Origin of the sequence: Photorhabdus heterorhabditis, assembly GCF_018448905.1 — a bacterium.
Taxonomy (GTDB): domain Bacteria; phylum Pseudomonadota; class Gammaproteobacteria; order Enterobacterales; family Enterobacteriaceae; genus Photorhabdus; species Photorhabdus heterorhabditis.
In genome coordinates, this window is sequence record NZ_RCWA01000180.1 from 1 (window position 1) to 602 (window position 602).

Consider the following 602-nt stretch of genomic DNA (forward strand, 5'->3'; position numbering starts at 1 on the left):
CTAACCGTTTGTGCACCAAAGCCGGGTCATGGGTGAGTTGCTGCTGCATGTAGTCTGACCCCAGCCAGGGTTTGTACTGGGTAAATTTCGGGTCGGTCTCCACCAGATAGTGGCTGTCACTGCCCGGCTGCACGGTATACAGGCTGTTATCCGGTAAGCGGGTATCGGGCGTCACCACGCGTATCACCGGGTCGACTGTTTGTCCTTTGACGGTTTCCGGCGGCAAACTCAGTTCAAATGGCTGACCGGGCGGCAATACCAGCGGCTGATTTTTGATACCGTTCACCGGTGTGACCGCCGTGGGGGCAGCGTGTATCTGGCCGGTTTGTCGGTCCGTAATGGTGATATCGGTCCCCGGTGGGCGGGTATGGTCCTGCCAGGCCAGCGTGTTCAGGTCAATCGTTTCGGTCACCGGGCCCGGTGTATAACCGGTGGTGTCTTTCCCCTGCGAGGTTTTGGTGCCGCCGATGCCAAGCTTGTTCCGTTTTTTCTTTTTGACGTACCAGCGGGTCTGGCTGCCGGTCTCCGTGGTGATGCGTTCCCCCTGGGTGGCGATATTATGCAGTTCGCCAATATTGCCCGCCAGTGCGCCGCCGGCGACG

At 59.3% G+C, this 602-nt stretch carries 1 pseudogene; it reads right to left on the reverse strand.

Annotation, left to right across the window (positions count from 1 at the left end):
- Window positions 1-602 (reverse strand): annotated as a pseudogene (locus EAE89_RS23185) (hemagglutinin repeat-containing protein); the annotation flags it as partial.